Annotated in this window: 22 protein-coding genes; 11 read left to right on the top strand and 11 right to left on the bottom strand. The window is 64.0% G+C overall.

Features of this window, described 5'->3' with window-relative positions; translation table 11 throughout:
- Nucleotides 1–84 precede the first annotated feature (84 nt).
- The gene (locus tag CEJ42_RS08920) at nt 85–2,289 is read left to right on the top strand and encodes a TonB-dependent receptor (RefSeq protein ID WP_088750684.1); all 2,205 of its coding nucleotides are present in this window, start codon (nt 85–87) and stop codon (nt 2,287–2,289) included.
- A gap of 76 nt (nt 2,290–2,365) precedes the next feature.
- On the opposite strand, the gene CEJ42_RS08915 is transcribed toward CEJ42_RS08920, so the two are convergent.
- From CEJ42_RS08915 to mltG, 3 genes are read right to left on the bottom strand one after another with little or no spacing between them, the layout of a single operon-like run.
- The gene (locus CEJ42_RS08915; protein ID WP_088750683.1) at nt 2,366–3,397 is read right to left on the bottom strand and encodes a DNA polymerase III subunit delta'; all 1,032 of its coding nucleotides are present in this window, start codon (nt 3,395–3,397) and stop codon (nt 2,366–2,368) included.
- An 11-nt stretch (nt 3,398–3,408) separates the two neighbouring features.
- Nucleotides 3,409–4,017, bottom strand: coding sequence for a dTMP kinase (gene tmk / locus CEJ42_RS08910; RefSeq protein WP_088750682.1), 609 nt, complete (start codon nt 4,015–4,017; stop codon nt 3,409–3,411).
- Nucleotides 4,018–4,048: 31 nt separating this feature from the next.
- Nucleotides 4,049–5,029 (bottom strand): endolytic transglycosylase MltG, encoded by a 981-nt coding sequence (gene mltG / locus CEJ42_RS08905; protein ID WP_088750681.1) that lies wholly within the window; start codon nt 5,027–5,029, stop codon nt 4,049–4,051.
- Between the two features lie 189 nt (nt 5,030–5,218).
- On the opposite strand from mltG, the gene ygfZ reads away from it, so the two are divergent.
- From ygfZ to CEJ42_RS08890, 3 genes are read left to right on the top strand one after another with little or no spacing between them, the layout of a single operon-like run.
- Nucleotides 5,219–6,283: a CAF17-like 4Fe-4S cluster assembly/insertion protein YgfZ gene (ygfZ, locus tag CEJ42_RS08900; RefSeq protein WP_079214754.1), complete on the top strand. Its 1,065-nt coding sequence runs from the start codon at nt 5,219–5,221 to the stop codon at nt 6,281–6,283.
- A 32-nt stretch (nt 6,284–6,315) separates the two neighbouring features.
- Nucleotides 6,316–6,615 (top strand): DUF4936 family protein, encoded by a 300-nt coding sequence (locus CEJ42_RS08895; RefSeq protein ID WP_079214753.1) that lies wholly within the window; start codon nt 6,316–6,318, stop codon nt 6,613–6,615.
- A complete protein-coding gene (locus tag CEJ42_RS08890; protein ID WP_088750680.1) occupies nt 6,606–7,463 on the top strand; it encodes an NRDE family protein in 858 nt (285 codons plus the stop codon). Before CEJ42_RS08895 ends, CEJ42_RS08890 begins: the two co-directional genes overlap by 10 nt.
- A 422-nt stretch (nt 7,464–7,885) precedes the next feature.
- Here CEJ42_RS08890 and CEJ42_RS08885 read toward each other — a convergent pair whose 3' ends face one another.
- Entirely contained in the window at nt 7,886–9,208 is a 1,323-nt protein-coding gene (locus CEJ42_RS08885) for a dicarboxylate/amino acid:cation symporter (protein WP_079214751.1), read from the bottom strand.
- Nucleotides 9,209–9,505: 297 nt separating this feature from the next.
- Here CEJ42_RS08885 and CEJ42_RS08880 point away from each other — a divergent pair, with 297 nt between their 5' ends.
- Nucleotides 9,506–11,089, top strand: a complete 1,584-nt coding sequence (locus tag CEJ42_RS08880) for a methyl-accepting chemotaxis protein (protein WP_079214750.1) — start codon at nt 9,506–9,508, stop codon at nt 11,087–11,089.
- Between the two features lie 70 nt (nt 11,090–11,159).
- On the opposite strand, the gene CEJ42_RS08875 is transcribed toward CEJ42_RS08880, so the two are convergent.
- The 4 genes from CEJ42_RS08875 to CEJ42_RS08860 all read right to left on the bottom strand — a co-directional run bounded on the left by CEJ42_RS08875 (nt 11,160) and on the right by CEJ42_RS08860 (nt 13,298).
- Nucleotides 11,160–11,579 carry a GNAT family N-acetyltransferase gene (locus CEJ42_RS08875; RefSeq protein WP_079214749.1) on the bottom strand — a complete coding sequence of 140 codons (420 nt, stop codon included), beginning with the start codon at nt 11,577–11,579 and terminating at the stop codon, nt 11,160–11,162.
- Nucleotides 11,576–12,040, bottom strand: coding sequence for a PaaI family thioesterase (locus CEJ42_RS08870; RefSeq protein ID WP_079214748.1), 465 nt, complete (start codon nt 12,038–12,040; stop codon nt 11,576–11,578). The genes CEJ42_RS08875 and CEJ42_RS08870 overlap by 4 nt, the downstream gene beginning before the upstream one ends.
- An 11-nt stretch (nt 12,041–12,051) precedes the next feature.
- A complete protein-coding gene (locus CEJ42_RS08865) occupies nt 12,052–12,354 on the bottom strand; it encodes a Dabb family protein (protein ID WP_079214747.1) in 303 nt (100 codons plus the stop codon).
- Nucleotides 12,355–12,437: 83 nt separating this feature from the next.
- On the bottom strand, nt 12,438–13,298 hold the full coding sequence (locus tag CEJ42_RS08860) for a LysR substrate-binding domain-containing protein (RefSeq protein ID WP_079214746.1): 861 nt from the start codon (nt 13,296–13,298) through the stop codon (nt 12,438–12,440).
- A 222-nt stretch (nt 13,299–13,520) separates the two neighbouring features.
- On the opposite strand from CEJ42_RS08860, the gene phnD reads away from it, so the two are divergent.
- Genes phnD through phnX form a run of 5 tightly spaced genes read left to right on the top strand, consistent with a single transcriptional unit; the run spans nt 13,521 to nt 18,011 of the window.
- Nucleotides 13,521–14,390 (top strand): phosphonate ABC transporter substrate-binding protein, encoded by an 870-nt coding sequence (phnD, locus tag CEJ42_RS08855; protein ID WP_088750679.1) that lies wholly within the window; start codon nt 13,521–13,523, stop codon nt 14,388–14,390.
- Nucleotides 14,390–15,190: a phosphonate ABC transporter ATP-binding protein gene (gene phnC, locus CEJ42_RS08850; protein WP_088750678.1), complete on the top strand. Its 801-nt coding sequence runs from the start codon at nt 14,390–14,392 to the stop codon at nt 15,188–15,190. The genes phnD and phnC overlap by 1 nt, the downstream gene beginning before the upstream one ends.
- On the top strand, nt 15,190–16,035 hold the full coding sequence (gene phnE / locus CEJ42_RS08845) for a phosphonate ABC transporter, permease protein PhnE (RefSeq protein ID WP_088750677.1): 846 nt from the start codon (nt 15,190–15,192) through the stop codon (nt 16,033–16,035). The genes phnC and phnE overlap by 1 nt, the downstream gene beginning before the upstream one ends.
- A 30-nt stretch (nt 16,036–16,065) precedes the next feature.
- Nucleotides 16,066–17,151, top strand: a complete 1,086-nt coding sequence (gene psrA / locus CEJ42_RS08840) for an iron-containing alcohol dehydrogenase PsrA (RefSeq protein WP_088750676.1) — start codon at nt 16,066–16,068, stop codon at nt 17,149–17,151.
- Nucleotides 17,152–17,180: 29 nt separating this feature from the next.
- Complete coding sequence (gene phnX / locus CEJ42_RS08835) at nt 17,181–18,011, top strand: phosphonoacetaldehyde hydrolase (RefSeq protein ID WP_088750675.1); 831 nt, start codon at nt 17,181–17,183, stop codon at nt 18,009–18,011.
- 18 nt (nt 18,012–18,029) lie between these two features.
- On the opposite strand, the gene CEJ42_RS08830 is transcribed toward phnX, so the two are convergent.
- The 3 genes from CEJ42_RS08830 to CEJ42_RS08820 are packed head-to-tail and all read right to left on the bottom strand — an operon-like array spanning nt 18,030 to nt 23,554.
- Nucleotides 18,030–19,577, bottom strand: coding sequence for a type VI lipase adapter Tla3 domain-containing protein (locus CEJ42_RS08830; RefSeq protein ID WP_088750674.1), 1,548 nt, complete (start codon nt 19,575–19,577; stop codon nt 18,030–18,032).
- A 27-nt stretch (nt 19,578–19,604) separates the two neighbouring features.
- Nucleotides 19,605–21,272: a type VI lipase adapter Tla3 domain-containing protein gene (locus tag CEJ42_RS08825; RefSeq protein WP_088750673.1), complete on the bottom strand. Its 1,668-nt coding sequence runs from the start codon at nt 21,270–21,272 to the stop codon at nt 19,605–19,607.
- Nucleotides 21,269–23,554 carry a T6SS effector phospholipase Tle3 domain-containing protein gene (locus CEJ42_RS08820; protein WP_088750761.1) on the bottom strand — a complete coding sequence of 762 codons (2,286 nt, stop codon included), beginning with the start codon at nt 23,552–23,554 and terminating at the stop codon, nt 21,269–21,271. The genes CEJ42_RS08825 and CEJ42_RS08820 overlap by 4 nt, the downstream gene beginning before the upstream one ends.
- 330 nt (nt 23,555–23,884) lie before the next feature.
- Here CEJ42_RS08820 and CEJ42_RS08815 point away from each other — a divergent pair, with 330 nt between their 5' ends.
- Nucleotides 23,885–24,610 carry a sulfite exporter TauE/SafE family protein gene (locus CEJ42_RS08815; RefSeq protein WP_243397825.1) on the top strand — a complete coding sequence of 242 codons (726 nt, stop codon included), beginning with the start codon at nt 23,885–23,887 and terminating at the stop codon, nt 24,608–24,610.
- The last annotated feature ends 49 nt before the right edge of the window (nt 24,611–24,659 follow it).

Genomic DNA, 24,659 nt, shown 5'->3' with positions numbered 1-24,659 from the left:
TTCTCAAATATACTCAGCCCTGATTTTACGTTAAGCACCAACCCAACAGGGCGCCAGTCCCTGATCTCGACCAAGAAAGCATCCATGTCCCTTCGTCTGACACCTCTCGCCGCCGCATTGGCGCTGGCCTTCCTCGCTCCCATTTCGTCTTTCGCGCAAACTGCGACCACCGCCGCGTCCGCTGACAAGAAAGACGACCAGGCACTGCCTACCGTGACCGTCAATGCATCTGCCGATGCGTCGGCTGATGGCTTGCCCGCAGAATATGCGGGCGGACAAGTGGCGCGCGGCGGGCGCGTCGGGATTCTTGGCAACAAGGATTTCCTGGATACCCCGTTCAACAGCATTTCCTACTCCGCGCAATTGATCAAGGATCAACAGGCCAAGGGCGTCGGCGACGTGCTGCTCAACGATCCGACCATTCGCGTCACCCGCGGCTACGGCAACTACCAGGAGTCGTACATGATCCGCGGCTTCATCACCAACTCTGACGATCTTGCCTACAACGGATTGTATGGCTTGCTCCCGCGCCAGTATGTCGCGGCGGAGATGCTTGAGCGCGTCGAAGTCTTCCGCGGCGCTACCGCCTTCCTGAACGGCGCCACGCCCGGCGGCAATGCCATCGGCGGCACCATCAATCTGCTGCCCAAGCGCGCAGGCGCCGAGCCGGTCACGTCCTTCAGCACGGGCATCGAGTCGGGTGGCCAGACCTATGTGGCGGCCGATATCGGCCGCCGCTTCGGCCCTGAAGATCGCGTCGGCGTGCGCCTCAACGCGGTTCGCCGCGCTGGTGGAACTGCCATTGACAATGAGAACCGCGAGCTGACCATGGGCACCATCGGTCTGGACTACCGCGGCAATACCTTCCGCCTGTCTGCCGACATCGGCGTGCAGGAATACGACCTGACCTCCACTCGCCCCAGCGTGCGGATTGCCACTGCTCCGGCAGGCTATGTTCCGTCCGCTCCCAGCGCATCGTCGAATTACGGCCAAAAGTGGTTCTACTCCAATGAGCGCGACGTCTTCGGCACCGTCCGTGGCGAGTGGGACCTGAGCGACAACGTGACATCCTGGTTCGCCCTGGGCATGCGTCAAGGCACTGAAAACAATAGCCTGGCCACCCCCAACGTCAACAGCACCAACGGCAACTTCACCTCCAACCGCTTCGACAATGCGCGCGAAGACTCGGTATGGACCGGCGAAGTCGGCATCCGCGGAAAATTCAGCACCGGCGCCGTCAAGCACAATGTGACGGCCAGCGCGTCCAGCTACTGGCAGGATTCGCGCAACGCCTACGCAATGGCGCTGGGAACCGCCACCACCGGCAACCTGTATGCTCCGACGCAATCGGCGCAACCCGCGCTGAGCTTCTTCGGAGGCAACCTGGCCAGCCCGCAGACGACCGTCAAGACCAAGCTGTCGAGCGTAGCGCTGGCCGATACGTTGTCGGTGCTGGATGAACGCCTGCAGGTCACCATCGGTGCTCGCCTGCAACGCCTCAACACCATCAACTACGACTACAACACCCACCTGCAGAGTGACTATTACAACGACAGCACTGTCACTCCGGTCGCAGGCATCGTCTACAAGCTGACCAAGGAAGCGTCGGTCTACGCGAACTACATCGAGGCCCTGCAGCCGGGTACACGCGTCTCGGACACCTCCGCGGCCAACTTCGGCGCCGTTCTTGCACCGTACAAATCCAAGCAGAAAGAGATCGGCTTCAAGTATGACGCCGGCAAGATCGGCTTCACCGCTGCGTTGTTCAGCATCGAGAAGCCAAACGTCTATCGCGACGCGACCACGACGATCTACTCCACCAACGGCAAGCAGGAAAACCAGGGCGTGGAAATTGGCGCCTTCGGTGAGCCCGTACGCGGCCTGCGCCTGCTGGCAGGCCTCACCTTGCTGGATCCCAAGCAAAAGCGCACGGCAAATGGCACCTATGACGGCAAGGACGCCATCGGCACCGCCAAGACCATGGCCAACATCGGCGCGGACTGGGACGTCGCCGGCGTAAAGGGACTGAGCGTGAATAGCCGTGTGATCTACACCGCCAAGCAATATGCCGATTCGGCCAATACCCAGGCTATCCCGGCCTGGACCCGCCTTGATCTTGGCGCGCGCTATCTGGCGGACATCGGCGGCAAGCTGGTGACGCTGCGTGGCGGCATCCAGAACGTCACCAACCGCAGCTACTGGGAATCCGCCGGCGGCTCGTCCGCCTTGGGTTATCTGGTGCAGGGTGCGCCCCGTACCTTCGTGACTTCGGCGTCCATCGACTTCTAAGATCAGCCGGAACCAAAGAAAAAGGGAAGCCTGCGCTTCCCTTTTTTATTTGCCCGCACCATCCGGACGTTGTCGATCAGTCAAACAACCCGGCATAGTCAATCAGCATCTCTTCAATAAACAGCTTCGCCGACAGCGGATGATCCGCGATCGCCCGGCGATCGCCCATGCCCTTGAGGGCGCGGGCGATGGCGGTGGCGTCCGTGCGCTCGGCCAGCCGGCCCAGTTCCTTGGCGTAGCGCGGGTAGTAGCGCACCACGCCGGCCGACTTCAGCGAGAACAGGTCGTACAGCCAGCGCTGCACCCATCCCACCAGCTCGGCAACCGGCACCTTCTGCAATTTGTCGGCGGTGCGCAGGGCGCCGTCCACGCCGGGCTGCGACAGATGGCGCAGCAGTTCGTCGAGCACTTCGCGGCTGTCGCCCTGGGCGGCTTCCAGCGCCGCCAGCGGCGCCCCGCCCTGCTCCGCCAACCAGGCGTCCGCATCCTTGACCCCCTGGGCTTTCAGCCATGCCAGCCCGGCCTCATGCGACGGTCCGGACAGCGCGAACTTGCGGCAGCGGGAAAGAATGGTCGGCAACAAGCGGTCAAGGCGATTGGACAGCAGCAGGAACATGGTCCCCGGCGGCGGCTCTTCCAGCGTCTTGAGCAAGGCGTTGGCGGCGGCGGTGTTGAGCGCCTCGGCCGGATACAGCATCACCACGCGCAGGCCCGAACGGTGGGTCGACACGTTCATGAAGTCGGCCAGCGCGCGGATCTGGTCGATCTTGATTTCCTTGGAGGGCGTCTTGGAGGCCTTGGCGGTTTTCTTTTCCTCGCCGTCCTCGTCCACGATCTCGTCTTCCAGCGCCTCCGGACGCACGCGCCGGTAGTCGGGGTGGTTGTATTGCTCGAACCAGTTGCAGGAGGCGCAGGCGCCGCAGGCGTGCGCCTCCGATGTGGGCGATTCGCACAGCAGCGACTTGGCGAAGGCCTCGACGAAGGCGGTCTTGCCGGTGCCGGCGGCGCCGTAGAACAGCAAGGCGTGCGGCAGGCGCTCGCGCAACTGCTGCAGCTGGCTCCAGCTCTCGCCTTGCCATGGAAGCAGTGAAGAATTCGATGATGTCATTGATCTGGTGCTTACAGGGCGGCGATGATGCCGCGCAGATCTTCCCGGATTTCGGGAATCGGGCGGGTCGAGTCGACCACGCGAAAGCGCGCCGGGAACTCGGCGGCGCGGCGCAGGTATTCGTTGCGGGTGGAAGCGAAGAAATCGGCCTTCTCCTGCTCGAACTTGTCCGGGGTGCGCTCGGCGTCCAGGCGCGCGCGCGCCACTTCCAGCGGCACGTCGAACAGCAGCGTCAGGTCCGGCTGCAGGTGCGGATGCACCCAGGCTTCCAGCGCGTTGAGCTTGTCCAGCGACAGCTTGCGCCCGCCGCCCTGGTAGGCGAAGCTGGCGTCGGTGAAGCGGTCGGAGATCACCCAGTCGCCGCGCGCCAGCGCCGGCTCGATGACTTGCGCCAGATGCTCGCGGCGCGAGGCGAACATCAGCAGCGCCTCGGTTTCCAGGTGCATCTTCTGGTGCAGCAGCAGGTTGCGCAGGCTTTCGCCCAGTTCGGTGCCGCCCGGCTCGCGGGTGGTGACGACGCTCAGGCCGCGCTCGCGCAGCAGCTCGGCGACAAAGGAGATATGCGTCGACTTGCCGGCGCCGTCGATGCCTTCGAAGGTGATGAATTTGCCTGATGCCATGAAGGAATCGCTGAAAAATGTAGGTGGAAAATCACCGCTGGTAGCGGTTGACGGCCTGGTTGTGCTCGGTGAGGCTGCTCGAGAAGTGGCTGGTGCCGTCGCCGCGCGCCACGAAGTATAAGGCTTCGGTCTTGTCCGGGTTCATTGCCGCGGCCAGCGAGGCGGCCCCGGGCAAGGCGATCGGCGTGGGCGGCAGGCCGGCGCGGGTATAGGTGTTGTAGGGCGTGTCGGTCAGCAGGTCGACCTTGCGGATCTTGCCCTGGTAGCGCTCGCCCATGCCGTAGATCACGGTCGGGTCGGTCTGCAGCAGCATGCCGGTGCGCAGGCGATTGGTGAAGACGCCGGCGACCATGCCGCGCTCGGACTTCTGGCCGGTTTCCTTCTCGACGATGGAGGCCATCACCAGCGCCTCATAGGGCGTGCGGTACGGCAGCGAGAGGTCGCGCCGGCTCCAGGCCTCGTTCAACTTCTTGTTCATCAGGGCGAACGCCTGCTTGTAGACCTGCATGTCGCTGGCGCCCTTGGCGAACAGATAGGTATCCGGGAAGAACAGGCCTTCGGGATAGGTATATTCGGTGGTCAGCTTGGCCAGCACCTGCTGGTCGGTCCAGGTGATGGTGTCGTGCTTGAGCGAAGGCTGCTCGGCGATCGCCTTTCGCATCTGCTTGAACGTCCAGCCTTCGATGACCGTCAGGGCCTCCTGAGCGAACTCGCCGCGCACCAGTTGCAGCAACAGGCGCTGGGGCGTGTAGCCGGGCTTGAGTTCATAGCTGCCGGCCTTGATGCGCGCGCCCTCGCCCGAAAGCCGGGCATACAGGGCGAACAGGTCGGGGTTGACCGGCACGCCGGCCGCGGCGATCTCCTGCGCCGCGCCGTTTACGCCGGCCCCGGGCGTGACGGTAAAGGCGATGTTCTGGCCGCCGGCCTCCACGATGGGCTGCTTGGACCAATAAAAACCCGCGCCCGCCACCAGGGCGGCCAACACGAGCAGGGTCAACAATAACTTCTTCATACCGGATGCAAAATCCCTGTTCCCCGACGCGTTTTTTCGGAGATCACTATAATCGAGGCATCAATGATAATCGCTGGCACGACAGTTGCCTAATTTGCCTGACGGCCGGCGGTTCAGCGTGCAAATCCTGCAAGCATGACAACAGGCGGCGCGCCGGCAACCCACAACGCGAAATGCGATAAACAATTTATGACTGAACTGACCGCTTCGACCTCCGTCTGGCTCGACTTCCTGAAACAGCAAGGCGCCCAGTTCGACGCCGACGGCATCGAACTGCAGGGCTTCGGCCCCACCGCCCCGGCGCCGGAAAGCCTGGAAAGCTTCATGGCCCCGCTGACCGGGCTGGGCATCATCGGCGTGACCGGCGACGATGCCGCCAGCTTCCTGCACAGCCAGCTGACCAACGACGTCGAGCGCCTGGACACCTCGGTTGCCCGCCTGGCAGGCTATTGCTCGCCCAAGGGGCGCATGCTGGCCAGCTTCCTGATGTGGCGCAATCCCGAGACCATCTTCCTGCAACTGCCGCGCACGCTGCAGCCGGCCATCCAGAAACGCCTGCAGATGTTCGTCATGCGCGCCAAGGCCAAGCTGTCCGACCAGGGCGCCAGCACCGCCGTGATCGGCCTGGCAGGCCCGGCGGCAAAGAATTCGCTGGCTGAATGGTATCCGGTGCTGCCGGCCGAGCCCTACGCCAAGATCGACAATGCCAACGGCACGCTGATCCGCGTGGCCGACTCCTCCGGCAGCGCCCGCTATCAGTGGATCACCTCCCCGGAACTCGCCATCGCCGCCTGGCCCAAGCTGGCCCAGCACCTCACGCCGACCTCGCCGCAGGCCTGGCGCCTGGCCGAGATCCGCGCCGGCGTGCCCGGCATCACGGCGTCGACCCAGGAGCAGTTCGTGCCGCAGATGATCAATTTCGAGCTGATCGGCGGCGTCAACTTCAAGAAGGGCTGCTACCCCGGCCAGGAAATCGTGGCGCGCAGCCAGTATCTGGGCAAGCTCAAGCGCCGCGCCATGCTGGCCACGGTGGACAGCGATGCGGTGGCCGTGGGCGCCGAAGTGTTCGCCGCGGCCGATCCGGGCCAGCCGTGCGGCATGGTGGTCAATGCCGAACGGGCCGGCGAAGGCCGCTCGCTGGCGCTGGTGGAAATGAAGCTGGCCGCCGCCGACGGCGAAGTGCACCTGGGCGCGGCCGACGGCCCCGCCCTGCACTTCCACGACCTGCCCTACGAACTGGCCGATCCGCAATAAGCGGACGCGACCGAGCCACAGGGCCAGGCATCATGGATCTCTACATCTACTATCGCGTCCCCGCAGCCCAGACCCGGCAGCTGCACGGCAAGATCAAGGCGCTGCAAGCCGTGCTGCAGGGCCGCTTCGGCATCGCCGGCGGCCTCAAGCGCCGTCCTGGCGAACAGGACGGCCTGCAGACCTGGATGGAAGTCTACGAACACATCGCCCCCGGCCAGGAAGAGGATTTCAGCCGTGCGCTGGAGCGCGCCCTGGACGATGCGGGCGTCGCCGGCCTGATCGAAGGGCCGCGCCATGTCGAACGTTTCGAGGATGTCGCCACATGTGCCTGATCATCTTCGCCTGGAAAGTCATCCCCGGCATGCCGCTGATACTGGCGGCCAACCGCGACGAGTTCTACGCCCGCCCGGCCAAGGATGCGGGCTGGTGGAGCGATTATCCGCAGGTATTCGCCGGGCGCGACCTGCAGGGCGGCGGCACCTGGCTGGGCGTGACCCGGGAGGGACGCTTTGCCGCCCTGACCAATGTGCGCTCGCCCTCCGAACGCCGCCCCGATGCGCCTACGCGCGGGCAGCTGGTCTCGGACTACCTCAGCGGCAGCATGTCCCCCACCGAGTACCTGCGCTACATCGAACCGAAGGCGCAGGAATTCAACGGCTTCAACCTCATCATCGGCGACCGCGAGAGCATGCTCTGGTACTCCAACCGCGGAGGCGAGGATGCCCGCAACGGCAAGCCGCTGGAGTACGGTGTCTACGGCCTCTCCAACGCCCTGCTGGATACGCCCTGGCCCAAGGTCACCCGCGCCAAGGCGCAGTTCGCCAGCCTGCTGTGCCAGGGTGCGCCGGAAGAAACCTTCTTCGAGATGCTGACCGACGCTACCCACGCCAACGACTGCCGCCTGCCGGACACCGGCGTGGGCATCGAAAGGGAGCGGATGCTCTCGCCCATCTTCATCCGTTCGCCGGATTACGGCACCCGCTGCTCGACGGTGCTGCGCGTGCCCATCGTCGGCGAGCCGGTACTGACCGAACATGTGGCCGACCCTATGGCGGTGCAGTATTCGGCCGAGTCAAAAAGTGATTCGAAATGCAAGATTCCCTGCAAGCCCAAGGCGCAGGATGGCGAGGAAAGCGGCGCCGGCGCGGAAGATACGCCGGCGACAGGAGCGCAGCGCTGAGATCGGGACGAGGCCCGGTTGCCAAAGTGAAATAACCAAACCGTATATCTGATATTTGAAAGATAAATTGGCCTGGTTTGATGCGGAGCAGTAAAGTAGCACCTGTCTCCTCCAATTTCCTCCTTAAAGAATTGGATTGAAGCCCACACCGCAAGGTTGTGGGCTTTTTTTTCGCCGCTTGCCGCCCAGGCCGCCGGCTCCGCATCCAGCCGGGCTTTTAGCCCAGCTCCGGTCCTGAGCATCTCCCCACAATTACCCCGGCTCGCAAAGCACCGGCCGCGAATCGCCGCCGCGCCGCCGGATGGCGCGCCGCAAAAGAAAACGCAAAAACATAGCGCCCAAAGAAAAAGCGGACCGAAGTCCGCTTTTTCTTTGGGCAATCCCCGGCGCAGCCGTTTCCGGCCCTCCGGGAAAATCGCTCATCAATGATGCATCTTCGAATCCGCGCGATCCAGCACGGCTTCAGGCGCATTGGCATCTTCCGGCGTTTCGTTGTTGAGCACCGCGTTCAGGCGCTTGGAGTCCAGCTCGCCGCTCCACTTCGCCACGACCAGGGTCGCCACGCCGTTGCCGATGGTGTTGGTCAGCGCGCGCGCTTCCGACATGAAGCGGTCGATGCCCAGGATCAGCGCCAGGCCGGCCACCGGCAGGTGTCCCACCGCCGACAGCGTCGCCGCCAGCACGATGAAGCCCGAGCCCGTGATGCCCGCCGCGCCCTTGGAGGTCAGCAGCAGCACGCCCAGCAGCGTCAGTTCCTGCACGAAGGTCATCGGCGTATTGGTCGCCTGGGCGATGAATACGGCCGCCATGGTCAGGTAGATCGCGGTGCCGTCCAGGTTGAACGAGTAACCGGTGGGGATCACCAGGCCGACCACGGTCTTCTTGGCGCCGGCGTTTTCCATCTTGGCCAGCATGCGCGGCAGCACCGATTCAGACGACGAGGTGCCCAGCACGATCAGCAGTTCTTCCTTGATGTACTTCACGAACTTCCAGATCGAGAAGCCGTGCAGGCGGGTGATGATGCCCAGCACGATGAAGATGAACAGCAGGCAGGTCAGGTAGAAGGTGCCCATCAGCTTGGCCAGCGAGAACAGCGAACCGACGCCGTACTTGCCGATGGTGAAGGCCATCGCGCCGAAGGCGCCGATCGGGGCCACCTTCATGATGGTGCCCACCACCGAGAACAGCACGTGCGAGATCTTCTCGATGAAGTCGAAGATCAGGGTGCCGCGACCGCCGAACTTGTGCAGTGCGAAGCCGAACAGCACGGCCACCAGCAGCACCTGCAGCACGTCGCCCTTGGCGAAGGCGTCGAACATGCTGCTGGGGATGATGCTCAGCACGAAGTCAGTGACCGTGCCCAGCTTGCCGGGAGCGGTATAGGAGGCGATCGCCTTGGTGTCCAGCGAGGCCGGATCGATGTTCATGCCCACGCCGGGCTTCAACACGTTGACCAGCACCAGGCCGATGATCAGCGCCACGGTGCTGACGACCTCGAAGTACAGCAGCGCCAGGCCGCCGGTCTTGCCGACCTTCTTCATGTCTTCCATGCCGGCGATGCCGGTGACGACGGTACAGAAGATGACCGGCGCGATGATCATCTTGATCAGTTTGACGAAGCCGTCGCCGAGCGGCTTCATGGCCTCGCCGGTGGATGGGTAGAAGTGACCCAGCAGCACGCCGATCACGATGGCCACCAGGACCTGGAAGTAAAGCGATTTATAAATGGGCTGTTTCGCCGTCATTTTCATTCTCCATGAACATCAATCTCCAGCCTGCCCCCTGAGTGGATAGGCGCTCGCGCGCCGGGGCAAACCGCTGGCCTTTTGCGGCTCGCCGTCCGCTGGGGCTTTTCTCGTCCGGGAGGATCTCCCCCTCCCCGGTTCGGGCGCAAGTATGAACCAGAGCCTTTTTCATTTGTATTGTGGGAAACCACATCCTCGAGAAAGACGGGGTCCAAGCGCCCTTTATTCTGCGTTCTCGCCGGCAATAATGGCGCTATAGTGACGCCACCCGAGGGAAGGGATTACAAGGAAAATATTGTGCAATGGAAACTATCGGTCACCGCGCGCCTGGGGATACTGGTCGCGGTGCTGTGCGCCAGCGTGGTGCTCGTGGCCTGGTATGGCACGCTGGGAATGGCGTCCAGCAATGAAAAACTGCGCTTCGTCTATGAAGACCGCACGCTGGCCTTGATCGAGATCGCCAAGGTCCGCGACGCGCTCTACAGCAACCGCGACGTCATGGGCCGCGCCCTGATGCTGGCCAACGTCACCGACGGCCCGGTGCGCGACGGCCTCTCGCCCCAGCAGCAGATCCCGCAGCTGCTGTCGCGCCTGGCCGGGCTGGACGCCGCCTGCGAGGCCAGCTGGAAGGCCTATATGTCGACCCGCATGACCACCGAAGAAAGCGCCGCGGCGGCGCAGTTCGAACATGACTGGCGGCAGTACATCGAGCAGCGCACCCGCGTGTCGGCCCTGATCGGCTCGGGCGAAGTCAGCCAGGCCAACCAGATGTGGCCGCAGATCACGCCGGTGCTGGGCACTCTCGCCGGACAACTGTCCGCGCTGAGCCAGCTGCAGGAGCGCCTCACCCGCCTGTCCTACGACGACGCCACCAGCGAATACCGACGCCTGCGCCTGCACAACCTGCAGCTGGCCGGGGCCAGCCTGCTGCTGGGCATCGCGCTGGCGGTCTGGATCATCACCGGTCTGCGCCGCGAGCTGGGCGGCGAGCCCGGCTATGCCGCCCACATCGTGCGCCAGATCGCCGACGGCAACCTCAGCATCGACGTGCGGCTGCGCCGCAACGACAAGAGCAGCCTGCTGCACGCCATGCACTCCATGCGCGACCGCCTGACCGACATCATGCACCGGGTGACGCTGTCGACCCAGTCGCTGGGCAACTCCTCGCACCAGCTCAACGCCACCGCCCAGGCGCTGGCCCACGCTTCCAGCGAGCAGGCCGCGGCAGTGGAAGAAGTCCACGCGGCCATCTCCGGCATGAGCCAGGCCATCCAGGAAACCGGCGAACACGCGCGCCGCACCGACCTCATCGCCGAAGCCGCGGCCTCGGACGCCGACAAGAGCGGCGCGGCCGTGCAGTCGACAGTCTCGGCCATGCGCGGCATCGCGCGCCAGGTCGGCGTGATCGACGACATCGCCTACCAGACCAACCTGCTGGCGCTCAATGCAGCCATCGAAGCCTCGCGCGCCGGCGAGCATGGACGCGGCTTCTCGGTGGTGGCAGCCGAAATCCGCAAGCTGGCCGAACGCAGCCAGGACAGCGCGCGCGAGATCAGCGAGATCGCCGAGCAAAGCGTGGCCATGGCGGAAGAAACCAGCCAGCGCCTGGTGGAAGGCACATTGCACGGCATCCGCCAGGCCTCCCAGCAGATCAACCAGATCACCCTGTCCTCCACCATGCAGGAAGAAGGCGTCCACGAGATCGGCTCGGCCGTGTTGCAGCTCAACGAAACCACCCAGCGCAACGCGGCGGCTTCCGAAGAACTGGCTTCCACTGCGGAACTGGTCGCGGCGCACGCCCGCGAGCTGCGGGCGCAACTGTGCTATTTCCGCCTGGCGGACACGCCGGAAGCGGCCCTGCGGCTGAGCAGGAACATCTGAAGTAGAAAGAAGAACCCGGAAGCATCCGGGTCGCCGCCGTCCCGATGCCGGGAGCGGCGGCAGGACATGCTCACGCCAGGGCGGCGCGCATGGTGATGTGGGGGATGCCGGCTTCCATGAACTCCTCGCCCTCGCGCGCGAAACCATGGGCGGCGTAGAACTTCTCGGCATGGGTCTGGGCGTTCAGGATCACCTCGCTGTCGCCGCGCTCGCGCGCCGCGCCAATCAGCGCCTGCAGCACCGCCCCGCCCACGCCCTTGCCGCGCCCAGGCTTCAACACCGCCATACGGCCGACGTGGCCGTCCGGCAGCAGGCGGCCGGTGGCCAGCGGCGCGCCGTCGTCGGCATAGGCCACGGCATGCACGCAGACGGCGTCCATCTCGTCGAGCTCGATCTCGGCCGGCACTTTCTGTTCATCGACGAAGACTTCAAAACGAATCGGCTGCGCATGCGCGCGCAGCGCTTCCCAGCTGCCCACGATGATTTTCATTTGGCGTGTTCCTTGGTTGACTGCATTGGCTGCTCGTGGTCGAGCTTCTTGGAGATATCGAGACGGCGCACCAGCTTGAAGGTGCCCATGGCCTTGGCCACCAGCTTGTCGCCGTTCCACAGCTCGGCCTGGCAAAAGCACAGGGTGGTCGAGCGATGGTAGGTATGGCCGCGCGCGACGATGGTGTCGCCCGCATGGCCGGCCGGCTGCAGGAAGCTGCTGCTCATCTCCACCGTGGCCGACGACTTGGCGTCGGTGCCGGCGCGCGCGGCCAGGCCCATGGCCACGTCCATCAGCGTCATCGAGATGCCGCCCTGGGCCACCTGCCAGCTGTTCATGAATTCGGGCTTGAGCAGCAGCGCCATCACGGCGCGGTCGTCGCCGTAATCCAGCACTTGCACGCCCAGCTCTTGCAGATAGGGGTTCCCCTGCGGGAAAACGTCGGTCAGGGCCAGGCTCATCTCGGCTCCGCTCAGACTTCGTAGTCCATGCACTGGCGCGCTTCGCGCACGGCGCCGATGAAGGGTTTGATGGCGACGTGGTCGGGATGGTCCTGGTAGGCGTCCAGCGCGGCGCGCGACGCGAACTCGGAGTACAGCACCACGTCATAGGTCGCTTCCAGGCCGGGCTGTGCCACCACCGCCTCGAACTTGAGGATGCCGGGCACGACGTTGGCGCAGCTGTCCAGCAGTTCCTTCATCTTGCGGATGTTGGTGGCCTTGTCGCCGCCTTCGGCATGGTCCTTCAGCTTCCACATCACGATATGCTTGATCACGTTCAGTCTCCGATCGCTTGAAAATTTGGGCAAACCGTAATGATAAGGCAAAGGCCCCGTTCAGGCAGGATGCCCCCGGATCGTCAGCCGCGCGCGGCGATCTTCATGAACGATCCCACCAGCCGCCCTTCGCGACGCTCGGCCAGGCAGTACACATAAGTGTGGGTTGCCACCGGATCGCCCTCGATGCGCACCATCCGGAAGCGCGGATCCGGCACGAACTCCGCCTCCGACACCGCGCCCAGTCCCAGCCCGCGCGCCACCGCCTCGCGCAGCGCCTCGCGGCTGCCGATTTCCATGGCCACCTGCGGCTCCACGCCGGCGTCGGTCATCGCTTTTTCCAGCGCCAAGCGCGTGGTGGAGCCGCGCTCGCGCATCAGCAACGGCTGGTTGGCCAGCTCGGCCAGGGTCACCGATTCGCGCTTGTAGAACGGATGGCTGCGATGCGCGAACAGCACCACCGCGTGGTCGGCGTAAGGCACGGCGTGAAAACGCGCGTCGTCGTTGAAGCTGGCCAGCACGGCGACGTCGGTCACGTAGTTTTCAAGGTCGGCCAACGACTGCTTGGAGTTACCCAGCTTGATCGACAGCTCGACCTTCGGATAACGCGCGCGGTAGGCGTCCACCATCTCGATCACATGGAACGGCCCGACCGCGCCGATGCGCAGGTGGCCCACATGCAGCGCACCGGAATTGACCAGCAGGTTCAGCGCATCGAGCTCCAGCTCGGCGATGTTCTGCGCGATCGGCAGCAGCCGCTGGGCGGTCTCCGACAAATCCAGCCGCCGTCCGCGGCGAAAGAACAGTTCGACGTTGTGCTCGCGCTCCAGCGACTGCACCTGGGTGGTCAGGGTGGGCTGGCTCACGCCGAGCGCGCGCGCCGCGGCGGAAAAGCCGCGATGGCGGGCCACGGCCAGGAAGGCGCGCAGTTGGGATGGCGTCATCTATAGATCCAATCAATAGTAGACAGTGATTTTTAAGATTATATCGATAATAAAGGCGTCATAAAGCCTCTTTAATCTTCTTCCTGTCCGGACGAACACCTTGCCACACCAAGCCTCGTGGCTATTTTGCATGGTTTTCACTTTTCCGCATTTCCGAATGACAGCCGCGAACCCATCAAGGCCCAAATGCCTTGCGCGCCACCGAACAAGGACAGACAGAACATGAAACGACGCTCCCTCCTCGCCCTCTGCCTGGGCTCCCTCGCCGGCTCACTGCTGGGCCAGCCCGCCTTCGCCCAACAACAGACCCTGACCATCGGCCTGATTCCGTCCGAGGACGCCCAGGCCATGCTGGAAAACAGCAAGGAAGTCATCGCCAAGCTGGAGCAGCAGCTGGGCATGAAGGTCAAGCCCTTCATCTCGACCGACTACAACGGCATCATCGAGGCCTTGCGCGCCAAGAAACTCGACATCGCCTACCTTGGCCCGTTCTCCTACGCCCTGGCCACCACAGTCGCCAACGTCGAGGCCTTCGCCGTGCCCGAGACCAAAAAGTCCGGCAAGACTTCCTACAACAGCCTGCTGATCACTCGCAAGGACAGCGGCCTTGCCACCTTGGCACAACTCAAGGGCAAGACTCTGGCGTTCGTCGATCCGTCCTCGGCGTCTGGCCATCTGTTCCCCAATGCCGGCCTGACCAAAGCTGGCTACGAGCCGGCCAAGTATTTCTCCCGCGTGGTTTTCTCCGGCTCCCATGACGCCAGCATTTTGGCCGTGGCCAACAAGAAGGTCGACGCCGCCGCCGTGGCCTCGCCCATTCTGGCGCTGGCAGTCAGCAAAGGCGTCGTCAAGCAGGACGACCTGAATATCGTGTGGACTTCGCCCGACATCCCCGAGTCGCCGATGGTCTGGCGCAAGGATCTGCCGCCGGAGCTTCGCACCAGGATCGCCGCCGCCTTCGGCAGCCTTAAGGGCGTGACCTGGGGTGATCGCGGCGAACTGAACGGGTTCGTCGCGACCAACGACGCCGCCTACAACGTGGTGCGCGACACCGCCAAGATCCTCAACCTCGACCTGAAGGCGATGAAATAATGATCAGGATCCGATCGCTCACCAAGCACTACGGCAGCAATGCCGTGCTGCGCGGCATCGACCTCGATGTCGCCGCCGGCGAATTCCTGGTGGTGCTGGGCCCCTCGGGCGCCGGCAAGTCGACCCTGCTGCGCTGTATCAACGGCCTGGTCACGCCCGGTTCCGGCGAACTGGTGGCGGCCGGATTCGACGCCACCGACATGCGCAACGTGCGCAAGCTGCGCCGCAACGTGGCCATGATCTTCCAGCACCACAACGTGGTGCCGCGCCTGTCGGTCCTGAAGAACGTGCTGACCGGGCGGCTCGGCCAGGTGTCTGCTCTGGCCTCCATCCTGCAGCTGTTCTCGCGGCAGGACGTGGAGCTGGCCATGGACTGCCTGCGCCGCGTCGAGCTCGAGCACAAGGCGCATGAACGCACCGATTCGCTCTCCGGCGGCCAGCGCCAGCGGGTCGGCATCGCGCGCGCGCTGGCGCAACGCCCGCAGGTGATCCTGGCCGACGAGCCGGTAGCCAGCCTCGACCCCAAGACCTCGCGCCTGGTGCTGCAATACCTGCGCGCGGCCTGCCGCGAACTGGGCATCACGGTGGTGTGCAACCTGCACCAGGTGGACTACGCCCGTGAATTCGGCGACCGCATCGTCGGCCTCTCCGGCGGCAAGCTGGTGTTCGACGGCCGCGGCGACGAGCTGCGCGAGTCCCACCTCAACCTGATCTACAGCGGACTGGAACAAGTCCAGCCCGCGGAGCAGCCGCTTGCCCGGACGCCCGCGCCCGAGCTGGCCGCACAAGGAGTACTGTGATGAACGCCTCTTCCCCCGACGCCTCGGGCAGCTACCACGACTACGTCTGGACCGGCCCGCGCCCGCTGAACCTGCGCGCCTGGCTGCTGTGCGTGGCCGCCGTCGCCGGCGCCGCCTTCGTACTGGCGTGGAGCGCGCACGGCACGCAACTGTCATGGAGCGAACTGGCCGGCGGCCTGCCGCAGATCGGCGACTTCATCTCGCGCTCCGTCCCGCCCAACTGGAGCATCCTGGGCAACCTGCTGACGCCGGCCGTGGAGACCGTGCAGATCGCGCTATGGGGCACGCTGCTGGGCGTGATCGGCGCCATCCCGGTGTCCTTCCTCGCGGCGCGCAACCTGAACCGCAACCGCGTCGTCTACCAGGCGGTGCGCCAGGCCCTGAACGTCACGCGCAGCATCAACGAACTGATCCTGGCGCTGGTGTTCGTCTCGGCGGTCGGCCTGGGCCCCTTCCCCGGCGTGCTGGCGCTGGCGCTGCACGGCGTGGGCATGGTCGGCAAGTTCTTCGCCGAAAGCATCGAGGAAATCGACGACGGCCCGCTCGAAGCGCTGCGCGCCACCGGCGCCCGTCCGCTGCAGGTGATCGTGTTCGGCGTGCTGCCGCAGGTCGTCACCGCCTGGATCGCGACGGTGCTCTACCGCTTCGAGGTCAACCTGCGCCAGGCCACCGTGCTGGGCATGGTCGGCGCCGGCGGCCTCGGCTTCGAGCTGGTCAACAGCCTCAAATTGTTCAAGTACCAGGACACCGCCACCTGCATCGTCGTGGTGACGCTGATGGTGGTGGTCGCCGACGCCATCTCCAGCCGCCTGCGCCAGATGATCCAGGACGGCCGCTCGCACTGAACCAGATCACCATTTCAGAAAAATATCTTCATGTGGAATTTTCATAACCCTGTCTCGGTGCATGCCGGCGCCGGCAGCCTGGAACGACTGCCGGCCCTGCTGGCCGGCCGCCGCGCGCTGCTGGTCACGTTCCCCGAAGCCCAGGCGCTGGGCCTGGAACAATACCTCGCCAACCTGCTCGGCCCGCAACTGGCAGGCATCGAGAATACGGTGCTGCCCAATCCGGACGTGAGCTGGCTGTCGGCCATGTACGAGCGCGTGTGGTCGCGGCATCGCGAGGTCGAATGCGTGATCGCCTTCGGCGGCGGCAGCGTGATCGACTGCGCCAAGGCCATGCTGGCGCCGACACCTTCGGGCCGTTTCGACGAGCTGCTGGCGCATCTGCGCGACGGCGCGCCGCTGGCCGCCGCCGGCGCCAAGGCCCTGATCGCCGTGCCGACCACCGCCGGCACCGGCAGCGAAGTCACGCCCTGGGCCACCATCTGGGACGCCGCCGCCGGCAGCAAGTACTCGCTGCACCGCCCGTGGACCTGGCCCGAGGCCGCCGTCATCGACGCCAAGCTGATGCTCTCGCTGCCGCCCGGCGCCACGCTGGCCAGCGGGCTGGATGCGCTGTCGCACGCGCTGGAATCGATCTGGAACGTCAACCGCAATCCGGTCTCGGCCAGCCTGGCCGCGGCCGCCGCGCGCGACATCATGGCCACGCTGCCGCAACTCATGCGCAAGCCCAATGACCTCGCGCTGCGCGAACGCATGGCCGTGGCCGCGCTGCAGGCGGGCCTGGCGTTCTCCAACACCAAGACGGCGCTGGCGCATTCGCTGTCCTACGACATCACCCTGCACCACGGCGTGGCGCACGGCATCGCCTGCTCGTTCTCGCTGCCGCACATCATGCGCCTGGCCTTCGGCCGCGACGACGCGGTCGACGCCCTGCTGCTGCAGATCTTCAACGCCGCCGGCAAGGAAGGCGCGGTTGCGCGCCTGTCGGCCTTCCTGGAAGACCTGGGCGTGTCCACCGACCCCGCCCACTACGGCATCGCCGACGCCTGGGATGCGCTGGTGCAGCGCGCCCTGCAAGGCCCGCGCGGGCGCAACTTCATCGCCGCCGCGCACTGAACCCTGAAACCACCGAACAAGGAAACCTCATGACCACCGCCAAGCAACCCGCCATCGCCCTGCAAGCCGTCATCTTCGACTGGGCCGGCACTCTGGTCGACTTCGGCTCGCTGGCGCCGACCCAGATCTTCGTCGACGCCTTCAAGAGCTTCGACATCGAGATCACGCTGGAACAGGCGCGTGGCCCCATGGGCCTGTCCAAGTGGCAGCACATCCGCACGTTGCTGGACGACGCCGCCATCGCCGGCCAATGGCAGCGCTACACCGGCCGCGCCCCGACCGACAAGGACGTGGACGCCATCTACGCGCGCTTCATGCCCATGCAGATCGCCAAGGTCGGCGAATATTCGCAAGCCATCGACGGCGCCGCGACCATGCTGGCATGGCTGCGCGAGCGCGGCCTGAAGGTCGGCTCCTGCTCCGGCTATCCGCGTGAAGTGCTGGACGTGCTGCTGCCGCTGGCCGCCAGGGAAGGCATCGCCCCCGACCACGTCGTCGCCGGCGACGAGCTCGCGGCAGGCGGCCGCCCGGGCCCCTTCATGGCCCTGGCCAATGTGCTGGCGCTGAAGATCGGCGATGTGGCCGGCTGCATCAAGGTGGACGATACCGTGCCGGGCATCGAAGAAGGCATCCGCGCCGGCATGTGGAGCGTGGGCGTGTCCTTGTCAGGCAATGAAGTGGGCCATACGCAATCGCAACTGGCCGCGCTGCAGCCGGCCGAAGTCGCTGCGCTGAAGACGCGCGCGGAAGAACGCCTGTTCGCCGCCGGCGCGCACTATGTGATTGATTCGGTGGCCGACCTGCCGGAAGTGGTGGCGAAGATCGAGGCGCGGCTGGCGGCGGGCGAGCGTCCTCGTTGAGTTATCGAAGGTCGACGTTCAATTCGCCCCGAACGCCTGCATCATCGATTTCTTGCGCTCCGGTTCGGGCGGGCTGACCATCACGATGCTGGCCCGACCGCCCGGTCGCAGGTTGACGGTCGCGCTGGCAGCCCCATCCTCATAACCCGCCACGATCGCCAGTCCAACCTGGATCAGCGGTGAGCTGACGCCGGTCTTGCCGATGCGGTAGCCGATGTCATAGCCTTCCTTGAGCTCGCCGGGTCGCGGCGCGTCGTCGCCTGATTGCCCAAGCGCTTGGGTCAGTGCGATCACCCAATGTTTGTCGGTGGAAGTGTCGTAGAACACACGTCGAGGTTGACGCTGCCCTTCCAGCCCCTCGACTGCACGAGCCCAACCTTCCTTCAAGGCCTGCACCTGATATGGAGTACGCAGCGGCTTGCCATGGTCATCGTTCAGATTGATGTCCACCGGACGATGCAGGTAGCCCAGCAGGGGCATAGCGTCGAATTGCTTGACTTGCCAATCGGTCCAGCGAATCGGCAGGTAAGGCGAAGGATTGAATTGCCCCGGGCCTTTGTTGCTGATGGTTTTCCAAAGCTCGGGGAGTTGGCTGTGCCAATAGGCAGAAGTCATGACCCCAGGGGATGAGGGGTAAAGCACGCCTTTCGCGGCTTCCTTCTTTTTATACTGCGCGGCAAAACTATCTGGCCTGCGAGAATCGTCTTTTTCCCAATAAAAATTCCATTGTTTAATCAAATCGTATTCGGTATTGGTCTTATTCACGCCTCGCGGAATGTGTACCGCAAATGGCCGTACCAGTTGATCTACCCGATCTGACCGCGTCACCATCAGGGCGCCCATGCTGTCGGGCATGTCCACCTTGCCCGCGCCCAACTGGATCCGACCGCTGCCCGGTGCTTGTCTCAACAAGCGATCAAAAGTACCGTCCAGGGAGATCACCATTGCCGCAGGCACGTCCGGATTGCGATCAAAGAAGGAGAATAGTTTTTCCAACGACTCAGCTCCATCTTCGGTATTGGCATCGTCTTCCCATAGGAACAAAGCCACCCCGAGGCCTGCAGCGAATCTACCTGCAGCGATATCGGTACCGGCTCGACTATCGCTGGTGACATGTTTAGGGGGCGCATAAGCAATCGCCGGCATCGGCCATTGGTCGACAATGCCGCGAGCACCATATTCAAAGCTCAGCCCGATGCTCATCCCGTATATGTGCTCCCGTTTGAAGTCATCGTCTGGATAAGCATTGGGATCCGTCGGCAGGATCGTCATGTGCGTTTTGCCCATTTTCTCTATCCTCTTCCAGATCTCATCGTTGACTATCGCATCTACAGCGGCGCCAATTGCCCTCACCTCCAGCACGTAGTCACGCCCCTCTTGCCGCATCAGCGGCGATGGGTTGCTCCATTTGACCGTAGGGCTCGCCAGGCCAGCCGATGAACCATCGGCGGCGCCAGCATCGGTTGCGGCCACTGCGGCGCGGTTCAGCCACGCAGCATGGCCGCCGAAGATTGCCAACCCGATCGTCCCGAGGACCAGCATGCCCACCCACCATTGCTTGCTCATCAGTCTTCCCGTATCGCTCAAAGACAACTACGGCGCCCCGAACGCCTGCATCATCGATTTCTTGCGCTCCGGTTCGGGCGGGCTGACCATCACGATGCTGGCCCGACCGCCCGGTCGCAGGTTGACCGTCGCGCTGGCAGCCCCATCTTCATAACCCGCCACGATCGCCAGTCCAACCTGGATCAGCGGTGAGCTGACGCCGGTCTTGCCGATGCGGTGGCCGATGTCATAGCCTTCCTTGAGCTCACCCGGTCGCGGCGCGTCGTCGCCTGATTGCCCAAGCGCCTGGGTCAGTGCGATCACCCAGTGTTTGTCGGTGGAGGTGTCGTAGAACACGCGCCGGGGCTGGCGCTGCCCTTCCAGCCCCTCGACTGCGCGCGCCCAGCCCTCCTTTAAGGCCTGCACCTGATATGGAGTACGCAGCGGCTTGCCATGTTCATCGTTCAGGTTCACGTCCACCGGACGATGCAAGTAGCCCAGCAAGGGCATGGCGTCGAATTGCTTGACTTGCCAATCGGTCCAGCGAATCGGCAGGTAAGGCGAAGGATTGAATTGCCCCGGGCCTTTGTTGCTGATGGTTTTCCAGAGCTCGGGGAGTTGGCTGTGCCAGTAGGTCGAGCTCATGGTTCCGGGGAAAGTGGGGTAAAGCACGCCTTTTTCTGCTTCCGCTTTTTTGTATTGCGCCTCAAAGCTGTCTGGCCCGTTATCTACGTTCTTTTTCCAGTAAAAATTCCACTGTTTGATCAGGTCGTATGCGGTATTGGTCTTATTCACGCCTCGCGGAATGTGTACTGCAAACGGCCGCACCAACTGATCTACCCGATCCGACCGGGTCACCATCAAGGCGCCCATACTATCCGGCATATCCACCTTGCCTTCACCCAACTGGATGCGACCGCTGCCCGGTGCACGTCGCAACAGGCGATCATAGGTGCCATCGCGTGAGATCACCATTGCCGCCGGCACATCCGGATTGCGATCAAAGAAGGAGAATAATTTTTCCAACGACTCGGCGCCATCTTCGGTATTGGCATCGTCCTCCCATAAGAACAGGGCAACGCCGAGACCTGCCGCGGAGCGCCCGCTACTGATGCTCTTGCCAGCGCGGTTTCCACTGGAGTAGTGCTTGGGCGGTCCGTAGGCAATGGCTGGCATCGGCCATTGGTCGACGATGCCGCGAGCGCCATATTCGAAGCTCAGCCCGATGCTCATCCCGTATATGTGCTCCCGTTTGAAGTCATTGTCTGGATAGGAACTTGGATCGGTCGGTAAAAACGTCATATGCGTTTCGCCTTTCTTTTCGATGCCCTTCCAAATCTCATCGTTGACTATCGCATCTACAGCAGCTCCAATTGCTCTCACTTCGAGAACGAAGTTACGCCCCTCCTGCCGCATCAGCGGCGACGGATTGCTCCATCTGACCGCAGGACTGGTTGTTCCTGCTTGCAAGCCGTCGGCCGCTCCGGTATCGGTTGCGGCCACTGCGGCGCGGTTCAGCCATGCGGCATGGCCGCCGAAGATTGCCAACCCGATCATCCCCAAGACTAGCATACCTGCCCACCATTGCTTGCCCATCATGCCCAGCTCCTGTCCTGTCGTTACGTAATAGTGGTAATGCTGGTACCAGATCCAGCTCAGCCATGACAACCCTGCCAATAACAACACCAATACATAGGGCCACAGCTTCGGCGTCATGTATTACCTCCGGACTTCTCCTCGCTGGTCACCAGCGGTGGCATCTGTAATGAAATGTGCTCGTAAGGAAACTCTCCCAATTCGTAATACTTCCCGCATGCGGCGAGAAGACTTCGCGTCTGTGGATCAAGACGCCGATAATTTGGGTTACCCGACAACTTCTCAGTAGCCTCTGCATCCAATCTCCAATCCGCCATTCGCATCAACAACTCCCTCCAGTCCGGATCATCCATGGTCACCGCCTGGCCGATGGCCACGTCCATTGCCGTGACCCAGCGATGGTTGCCCGCGCTCCGTAGAATCGCCGAGTGATAATTGTTATCTTCAAGGCCCGCATCGGTACTGCCAAAGCGCGCCCGCATTTCGTTGGGCGTTTCTTCCCGGCTGATCGCCGCCCTATTGCTGCCATCCTTGGTCTCGCTCCAGCGCCAGTTGGCCGATTGGTCGTCTACCCGCTTGCCCTGGTTGAAGGCTGCCTTGCGCTCTTCGCACTCCGCCTGGCAGGCCGCCGACGACGCCGGCTGGGGAATGGTGTCGACCAGGATCCAGCGCAGGCGCGCGTTCTGGTTTCCCAGTGCGATGTTTTGCGAAACGTCGTCCATGCGCTGCTTGCCCACGGTATGCGGGTTTCCCTTGATTTCTTCGCCGCCGTACAGGTCCGGCAGGCATGGGGGATTAAGCGCCTCGCCGTTGATGAAGCGCATATTGTCCCTGGCGAAGCCGGCGTGCAGGGCGACATTGACCAGCCGATCGGCGCCCGTGTCGGGGCCTGCGGCCAGGCGTTCTCCGGGCAGGCGTACCGGCATGCTGGCCGGCGGCTGCCCCACCGCCACCCGCGTGGGCGCCGCTCCCGGTTGGGGCGGCCGTTCCATGCGCGTCCACATCCGCTGATAAAAGCGCATCTCGCTGAGCGCATTCATGGCCGGCAACGACGTTGCGCGCGCGATCGCTTCAAAGTCCGGATGGCGCGCGTGCAGTGATGCCGCCCCCGGCCTCTTCAAGGCATTGGCCACTGCCTCTTTGCGCCTGGCCACGGCTGCCGCACTGTCGTCGGCCACCTCATCGGGCACGCCGAATGTGCCGATGCCCTGCACATCCCTCATCGACACCACCACATCCTCCGGGCAAAAATAGAGATACACCTTGCCGCGATTGTCGCGCTCGACAAAGCGTATCCACTCGCGCCCATCCTGCGCCGGTCGTTGCCCGCCATCCACCCGCCAGCGTTTGCCGGCGCGTCCGCCATGGCGTTCGTGCGTCACCAGCAATTCGGCAAGTTCCGGAATCCGGTACGGGTGCTGCGTCACGGCGTTGACGATGTCCACCAGCGTCTTCAGGCGGGCCGTGCCGGTCTGTCTGCTGGCGCCGGTGGCATGTACGCTGTAGGGGGTGTCGACCATGATGAGGCAATCGGCGCAGCGTTGCCCCTGCTGCTTGAGCAATGCCATGGCCAGCAGCGCGATGATGGTGCCCTGGCTGTGGCCCATGATGGTGATGGTGTCGTGCTGCGGATCCAGGCCGGCGGCAGCCGCCGCCGGGCACGGCACGATGGTGCGGATGGTGCGGATCAAGTCGGCCAGCCGGGTGGCGGCCAGGATGAAGTAATGGCGATCCGGGCTATCGCTCATGTACACCGTGGGCCCGCCGGCCGCCACCGCCGTCACGCCCTTGGCTGCGCGACCGGCCCGGAACCCTGCGCCGTACATGTCCGGAATGTTGTTGGTGGCGTTGGCGAAGTAACCGCCGCCCTTGCCGAAATTCCGGTCGAGGCGGTTGCCCCGGATGTCCTGGTATTGCCCGCGCGTCATCAGGTTGCCTTCGGCATCGGCTTCACGGCTCTTGACGACGCCGGCATTGTCGACCCGAGCGATGTCGGCGCTGGCGGCCCGATAGCCCCAGTGGAACGGCAGGAAGAAACTGCGCGACCTGTTGTTCGGGTCGCGCTGGTAGAGGTAGGTGTCGGGGTCTTCTATGCATCGCCAGTCTTTGCGCTGCCGCTCTTCCGGGCGTGTGGACAGGGCCGCGCGATATTCCACACCATACCTGGCCGCCGTCAGATCCGAACGCGACAAGCGCTCGTTCAATCCCTGACACAAGCCTTCTTCGACGACCGGATAGGCCGCCCCGGTGTCATTGACGCCATGGATGAAGATGACTATCCCCGGCATGCGCGCCGGCACCTCGAAGCACTTGTTGCCGGCCCGATTGGCATAGGTCAGCGCATGGCCGAGATGCGTGACGTGCTCCTTGTCGCCAAGGACGGTCTGAACTTGATCGCTCATGTCGGACTCCCCGATAAGCATCGCAGCGGCCGGAGGCGGCTCGGAAGCCTGGGGATTGACGCCGATGCGTGTACAGGCCCGATCTATCTGTCTCGCCGGAGAATGAGGCCCGACGCCTACGCACTGCAGGATGCGAAACGAAGGAAATTACGCAGAGACTATCAACGAATCAACTGCCGGCTACCTTTGCAGCTTAAAAATCAGCGCAGTTCGAATGACAGATGAAACGCTTACCAGCTCTTCCTGCACATCACCCATGTGCACCGAATCCCCAGCAGTTCCATGGCGCCACACCGTATAATTTCGGATCCCCAAAAAAGTGAAATTTTCGTGGCAGCCTATCTCTTCGTCCTCGCCGTCGGCCTGCTCGCCGGCATGATCAGCGGTGTCATCGGCACCGGCTCCTCCATCATGCTGCTGCCGGTGCTGGTGTACAACTTCGGTCCCAAACAAGCAGTGCCCATCATGGCGGTGGCGGCGGTGATGGCGAACTTGTCGCGCGTGATGGCCTGGTGGCGCGTGGTCGACTGGCGCGCCTTCGCCGCCTATTCGGTGACCGGCGTGCCGGCCGCGATCCTCGGCGCACGCACGCTGCTGCGGCTGCCCTCGCACTGGATCGAGGTCGGCCTGGGCGCCTTCTTCATCGCCATGGTACCGGTGCGCCACTGGCTCAGGCAGCGCAACTTCAAGCTCAGGTTGTGGCAGCTCTCGCTATGCGGCGCGGGCATCGGCTACCTGACCGGCATCGTGCTCTCCACCGGTCCGCTGAGCGTGCCGGCGTTCACGTCCTATGGCCTGGCCAAGGGCGCCTTCCTCTCCACCGAAGCGGCCAGTTCGCTGGCGCTGTATGTGAGCAAGGTGCTGACCTTCCGCGAGATGGGCGCGATGCCGCTGGATGTCTTCCTGCAGGGCCTGCTGGTGGGCGCCTCGCTGATGGCGGGCACCTTCGTGGGCAAGGCCTTCGTGATGAAAATGAGCGAGCGCCATCACCAGTTGCTGCTCGACGTCCTGCTCATCGCCTCCGGCATCTCGCTGCTGTGGGCAGCGATCGGCTGAGGCGCTTTCCACCGCTTCTTCCCCCACGCCTGCGACCGCAGTGCAACAT

The organism is Herbaspirillum robiniae (assembly GCF_002213415.1).
Taxonomy (GTDB): domain Bacteria; phylum Pseudomonadota; class Gammaproteobacteria; order Burkholderiales; family Burkholderiaceae_D; genus Herbaspirillum; species Herbaspirillum robiniae.
The sequence above is the reverse complement of the archived record's forward strand: the minus strand, read 5'-3'. Positions and strand labels throughout refer to the sequence as shown.

Bases quoted from the DNA above. Each gene is read 5' to 3' on its own strand.
- CEJ42_RS08920 (WP_088750684.1), top strand. From the start codon at position 85: ATGTCCCTTCGTCTGACACCTCTCGCCGCCGCATTGGCGCTGGCCTTC.
- CEJ42_RS08915 (WP_088750683.1), bottom strand. From the start codon at position 3,397: ATGACATCATCGAATTCTTCACTGCTTCCATGGCAAGGCGAGAGCTGG.
- tmk (WP_088750682.1), bottom strand. From the start codon at position 4,017: ATGGCATCAGGCAAATTCATCACCTTCGAAGGCATCGACGGCGCCGGC.
- mltG (WP_088750681.1), bottom strand. From the start codon at position 5,029: ATGAAGAAGTTATTGTTGACCCTGCTCGTGTTGGCCGCCCTGGTGGCG.
- ygfZ (WP_079214754.1), top strand. From the start codon at position 5,219: ATGACTGAACTGACCGCTTCGACCTCCGTCTGGCTCGACTTCCTGAAA.
- CEJ42_RS08895 (WP_079214753.1), top strand. From the start codon at position 6,316: ATGGATCTCTACATCTACTATCGCGTCCCCGCAGCCCAGACCCGGCAG.
- CEJ42_RS08890 (WP_088750680.1), top strand. From the start codon at position 6,606: ATGTGCCTGATCATCTTCGCCTGGAAAGTCATCCCCGGCATGCCGCTG.
- CEJ42_RS08885 (WP_079214751.1), bottom strand. From the start codon at position 9,208: ATGACGGCGAAACAGCCCATTTATAAATCGCTTTACTTCCAGGTCCTG.
- CEJ42_RS08875 (WP_079214749.1), bottom strand. From the start codon at position 11,579: ATGAAAATCATCGTGGGCAGCTGGGAAGCGCTGCGCGCGCATGCGCAG.
- CEJ42_RS08870 (WP_079214748.1), bottom strand. From the start codon at position 12,040: ATGAGCCTGGCCCTGACCGACGTTTTCCCGCAGGGGAACCCCTATCTG.
- CEJ42_RS08860 (WP_079214746.1), bottom strand. From the start codon at position 13,298: ATGACGCCATCCCAACTGCGCGCCTTCCTGGCCGTGGCCCGCCATCGC.
- phnD (WP_088750679.1), top strand. From the start codon at position 13,521: ATGAAACGACGCTCCCTCCTCGCCCTCTGCCTGGGCTCCCTCGCCGGC.
- phnC (WP_088750678.1), top strand. From the start codon at position 14,390: ATGATCAGGATCCGATCGCTCACCAAGCACTACGGCAGCAATGCCGTG.
- phnE (WP_088750677.1), top strand. From the start codon at position 15,190: ATGAACGCCTCTTCCCCCGACGCCTCGGGCAGCTACCACGACTACGTC.
- psrA (WP_088750676.1), top strand. From the start codon at position 16,066: ATGTGGAATTTTCATAACCCTGTCTCGGTGCATGCCGGCGCCGGCAGC.
- phnX (WP_088750675.1), top strand. From the start codon at position 17,181: ATGACCACCGCCAAGCAACCCGCCATCGCCCTGCAAGCCGTCATCTTC.
- CEJ42_RS08830 (WP_088750674.1), bottom strand. From the start codon at position 19,577: ATGAGCAAGCAATGGTGGGTGGGCATGCTGGTCCTCGGGACGATCGGG.
- CEJ42_RS08825 (WP_088750673.1), bottom strand. From the start codon at position 21,272: ATGACGCCGAAGCTGTGGCCCTATGTATTGGTGTTGTTATTGGCAGGG.
- CEJ42_RS08820 (WP_088750761.1), bottom strand. From the start codon at position 23,554: ATGAGCGATCAAGTTCAGACCGTCCTTGGCGACAAGGAGCACGTCACG.